Below are 4,393 nucleotides of genomic sequence, written 5' to 3'. Positions count from 1 at the left end.
GAAAAGTAGCGACAACATTGGGATTGAATCTTGATGGAGTTGGTAGGGGTGCATTGACTACGCCCTTAAGGTTCAGATTCTGGACTCTTACAGAATCCCACGCTCTTTAGACGTGGGAGTGTCAATTCTAAGGATGCCTTTGCAGGTTTCTTAAATGACCCCATGAGTCAACATGACTATCAGTACGCTCATGGCAATCCGGTTAATAATACTGACCCAACTGGGTATTTTACGTTGTCAGAGGTGGTGACTGGCATTAGTTTTGGTGCGATTCTGGTGAGTGTGAGTTCCTCCCTTGGGTATGTGGGAGGTCAGTACGCAAATGGGGGTAGCATCTCAGGGGATGAAGCGCTGGTGATGTTCGACCAGTGGGTAGCGGGTTACGCGCATGGGGTTGAGGGCGGGATTACGACGGCAATTCGCCGGGAGGATTACGGGGAGGTCCAGGAGGGCGACCATGGGTTCCTATGGAATATGGGAAATCTGGCGGGAATCAGTACCTCGTTCATTCTGGGTTTCAAGTTACCTGCTGCCCTTGCGGGTCAGATGGGGGCGACGAAGTGGGGGACGACTTTTGCGACGGGTATTGCAGCGGCGGGAGAAGGGTATGGGATTTATGAAGCTGGCATGGGTTTGGCAGACGGTCAGTGGGATTATACCGATGTCTTTAATTTGCTGAGTTTGGCTCCTTATGCAGAAATAGCAGTTGCGGGTGTTGCGAATTCTCTGGGAACTATGCGGGCGGCTAATCGCGCTGCTGGTGGGGTAGCGGATGATGTAGGTCGTGCGGCTGGTAGTGTTGATGATATGCTGCGGTCTTCTCAGAAGACGCAGATGGCTACGGATCTACCTAATCCTAGTGCTTGTTTTGTGGCCGGTACTGAGATTCTAACGCCAGAGGGTGAGAAGGATATTGAGGATATTAAGGTTGGAGATTGGGTTATTGCGGATAACCCAACTACACCTGGGGAGATTGAGAAGCGGCAGGTTTTGCAGACGTTTGTTCGCGAGACAGATGTTTTGGTTGATTTGTATGTGGATGGGGAGGTAATTTCGACGACTGAGGAGCATCCGTTCTGGGTGCCGGATAAGGGTTGGGTTGAGGCTGGGGATTTACAGGTTGGGGACTTGTTCCAGACGGAAGATGGTGTTATTATTGATATCGATTGGATTGGGAAAAGGGAAGGTGATTTTGAGGTTTATAACTTCGAGGTTGAGGATTTTCATACTTATTTTATCTCTGACCTTGAGGTTTTGGTTCATAATGCTGATTGCAAACAGGGTGGAAAGTATACAGAGCTAACACTACCAGATAAAGTAATTGCCGAACAGGGAGAAATCAAGATAGTTCATAATTATAGAAGCAACGATCATTCGCCAGCTCATGTTCATATTACAGGTGGTGGACCAGAAACCAGAATAAAAATTAATGGAGAAACTATGCCAGGAGACCCATCTCCAACCAATAAACAACGGAAAGTAATTGATGAAAATTTCCCACTCATTCGCAACAGGCTAAGAAAAATTATTCGTTGGCTCAAGTACAATGATTTAGATGAATAGTTTACTTCAGCAATGGTTTATACTTGGAATTAATTATGAATTACGACGAAATAATTGAAGATCCTCTTTTTACTGAACTTCAATTTAGCGAAGAATGGATTGAAGCAGAAATAATAAATATTGAGGTTTTTGCCTCAATAAAAAAAGAATACATTAAAGGGGAAGACCATAGAGCAGAACATCATAGATGGAAAGCTTTCAGATTATTCCTGCAAGCCAATGACTCTATCCCTGAAGAAAAGTTTAACATACTTTACTATATTGGAAAAAATGATTCTGACTATTCGATGGGGAGAGCAATACTCTTCGACATTCTTAAGCGTTCTGATTGTCCTCTGGAATTGATAGATAAAACTCTCAATGATAATGATGTTACCTTGGCTAGACATGCCTTAAAATGTAAATCTAAAAGACTAAAACATCTGCAGTGAAACTAAAGTCAAAAGCATTATACCCTGAAAAATAAAGTTAAGAGCAGCCTAGAATAAATACCCAATAAAAACAATTATCAATCTGACTAAATTCCGCCTAAAACTTAGGGTTAACTCTTAAGTTCTAGGACCAGAAACCGATTTTCTCCCCCTCATTGGTGGCAAGTTAATAAAACTTTTGTCCAGAAACCCGGTTTCTAATCTTTACTGTATCAATAGCCTAGCGTTATCCAAAGACGACGGTGCGATCTCCATAAACCAGGACTCGATTTTGCAAATGCAGACGAACCGCCCTCGCTAACACCATCCGTTCTAAATCTTTGCCTTTCCTAATTAAATCCGTCACCTCATCTCGATGGCTGACCCGGACAACATCTTGCTCAATAATTGGCCCTGCATCTAAGTCAGCCGTGACATAATGTGCTGTAGCCCCAATAATTTTAACCCCCCTTTTATAGGCTTGATGATACGGTTTTGCTCCAGCAAAAGCAGGCAAGAATGAATGGTGAATATTAATCACAGTCCGGAAATTTTGGACAAACTCAGCAGTTAAAACCTGCATATATTTTGCCAAAACTACCACATCAATGTTATAATGTTTCAGTAATTCAAGCTGCTTGGCTTCCTGACTAATTTTGTTGTCTTTTGTAATTGGAAGACAGTGGAAATCGGCCCCAAACTGTTGGGCAATCTCTTCTAGGTCCGAATGGTTGCTGATAATTAAAGGAATGGATGAATGAAATTCTTTCGCCTTCTGCCGCCATAGCAAATCCAGTAAGCAATGATCTTGCCGACTCACCCAAATCGCGAGGCGAGGGATGGTGTCGGAAAAATGCAGTTGCCAATTGGCATCAAGGGGGTCGGCAATGGTTTCTTTGAAGGTAGAGGCGATCGCCTCCCGGGGTAAATCAAACCCATCCAGTTGCCACTCGATTCGAGTCAAAAATAACCCAGCGGCAAAATCTGTATGATGATCCGCATGAATAATATTCCCGTTATGGGAATAGATAAAATTGGCGATCGTCGCGACTAATCCTCGGCGATCGGGACAAGAAACAAGTAACGTTGCAGTTGGACTGGTCATCAGTTAATACACTCTAATACATCAGCGGAGGGACCCCACCCTAACCCTCCCCTTGCCAAGGGGAGGGGACCGGAGGGGAGCGTTTGTGGCAGTATTTTTATTCGGGATCGATCGCTTCTGGTTCTTGGGAAGGGTTGGGAATGGGCGATTGCTGATTCTCTCCTTCATCGGGGAAGGGTTCAGGAACGCTACGATTTTGTTCGATACTTTCTTCGGGTGTTTGAATCCATTCTTCTAGGGGGCGATCGACTGCATTTTCTAAGTTAGTTGAGAGTAATAAAACAGGTTGCGCCGTGAGGGTACCTCGGCGGGGATCAACTTGGGCGTAAAGATTACTGCCGGTAAAGTCACGATTACCCACAACCAGTTGATAGGTTTCTCCGGTTCTGAGGGTAATGTCGATGGTTGCCTGGGGGTTTTCTAACCCATAATCTCTAATTTGTTGGGGGGTGGCGCTCAAAAGGCGATCGCTCTTTCCTCTGACTAATTCATTCAACAAGAAGGCCACATACGCTTCATTGGCAGGATAGGTTGCGGGAATAGAAGGTGTCGCGGGAGCAAGTTCTGGTGTTTCTGGTGTTTCTGGTGTTTCTGTTGTTTCTGGTGTTTCTGGTGTTTGGGGGGTCAGGGTTTCTACAGGATTCGGTGCACTCTCGATGACTTCCATAATCCAAAGGGGTTCGCCCGGTTCTCTACTTTCTGCGATCGCCCCCCGTTGAAAGCGCAATGTTCTTTCCTCCGTCGTCAGTACAAAAGATTTTACCTGGTCTTCTTGAAAGGTAAAAATTTGCTTCTGATTTTCCTGCGCCGCTTTCTGGGATGGCACGACATTCACTTCGTAAAAGTAAACCGCACCTGTGAAGCTGGCCGCCAGGAATAACAGCAGTAAAGTAGACCGTTGAAATTTCATCTTTTTTGTCGTTTGCTCTTTCGATCTAACGTCGTTTCCACCAGAAACCGGCAGCAGTCACCAATCCAAATAAGGGTAAAAATCCCACAGCAGCCCAAGCTAACTGTTGAGCTTGTTGCGGAGTCATCGAGATCCGACGATTCAGAACTGCTTTAGGACGAATGGATAAGGTTTGCTCATTTTGTTTGCTTAACCAGCTTACAGAATTAAGGAAAACATCTCCATTTAATTGCAATTGAAAGTTCCCATCGATCGCAAATTCTGAGTTGCCAATCACCACCAGTCGAGCTTCCCTTCCAGTCGTTTCTTCCGGAGTTTCTACTTCCGGAGTTTCTACTTCTGGAGTTTCCGCTGGAGTTGCTGCTTCCGGCGTGGTTTCCGCTGGAGTTGCTGCTTCTGGAGTTG

Annotated in this window: 4 protein-coding genes and 1 pseudogene; 2 read left to right on the top strand and 3 right to left on the bottom strand. The window is 45.1% G+C overall.

Annotated elements, in window-relative coordinates:
- Positions 1-162: 162 nt before the first annotated feature.
- Together J0895_RS15820 and J0895_RS15815 are read left to right on the top strand one after the other, a co-directional pair.
- Positions 163-1,563, top strand: a complete 1,401-nt coding sequence (locus tag J0895_RS15820; RefSeq protein ID WP_207089008.1) for a polymorphic toxin-type HINT domain-containing protein — start codon at positions 163-165, stop codon at positions 1,561-1,563.
- 35 nt (positions 1,564-1,598) lie between these two features.
- Positions 1,599-1,994: a hypothetical protein gene (locus tag J0895_RS15815; RefSeq protein WP_207089007.1), complete on the top strand. Its 396-nt coding sequence runs from the start codon at positions 1,599-1,601 to the stop codon at positions 1,992-1,994.
- A 226-nt stretch (positions 1,995-2,220) separates the two neighbouring features.
- On the opposite strand, the gene purU is transcribed toward J0895_RS15815, so the two are convergent.
- The 3 genes and pseudogenes from purU to J0895_RS15800 all read right to left on the bottom strand — a co-directional run.
- Positions 2,221-3,078: a formyltetrahydrofolate deformylase gene (gene purU / locus J0895_RS15810; protein ID WP_207089006.1), complete on the bottom strand. Its 858-nt coding sequence runs from the start codon at positions 3,076-3,078 to the stop codon at positions 2,221-2,223.
- A gap of 97 nt (positions 3,079-3,175) precedes the next feature.
- Positions 3,176-3,988 carry a DUF4340 domain-containing protein gene (locus J0895_RS15805; RefSeq protein WP_207089005.1) on the bottom strand — a complete coding sequence of 271 codons (813 nt, stop codon included), beginning with the start codon at positions 3,986-3,988 and terminating at the stop codon, positions 3,176-3,178.
- A 25-nt stretch (positions 3,989-4,013) separates the two neighbouring features.
- A pseudogene (locus J0895_RS15800) lies at positions 4,014-4,393 on the bottom strand (ABC transporter); the annotation flags it as partial.

Origin of the sequence: Phormidium pseudopriestleyi FRX01 (assembly GCF_017313335.1) — a bacterium.
Lineage (GTDB): Bacteria > Cyanobacteriota > Cyanobacteriia > Cyanobacteriales > Laspinemataceae > Laspinema > Laspinema pseudopriestleyi.
Note: the sequence above shows the minus strand (reverse complement) of the source record. Positions and strands in the feature narration are given on the sequence as shown.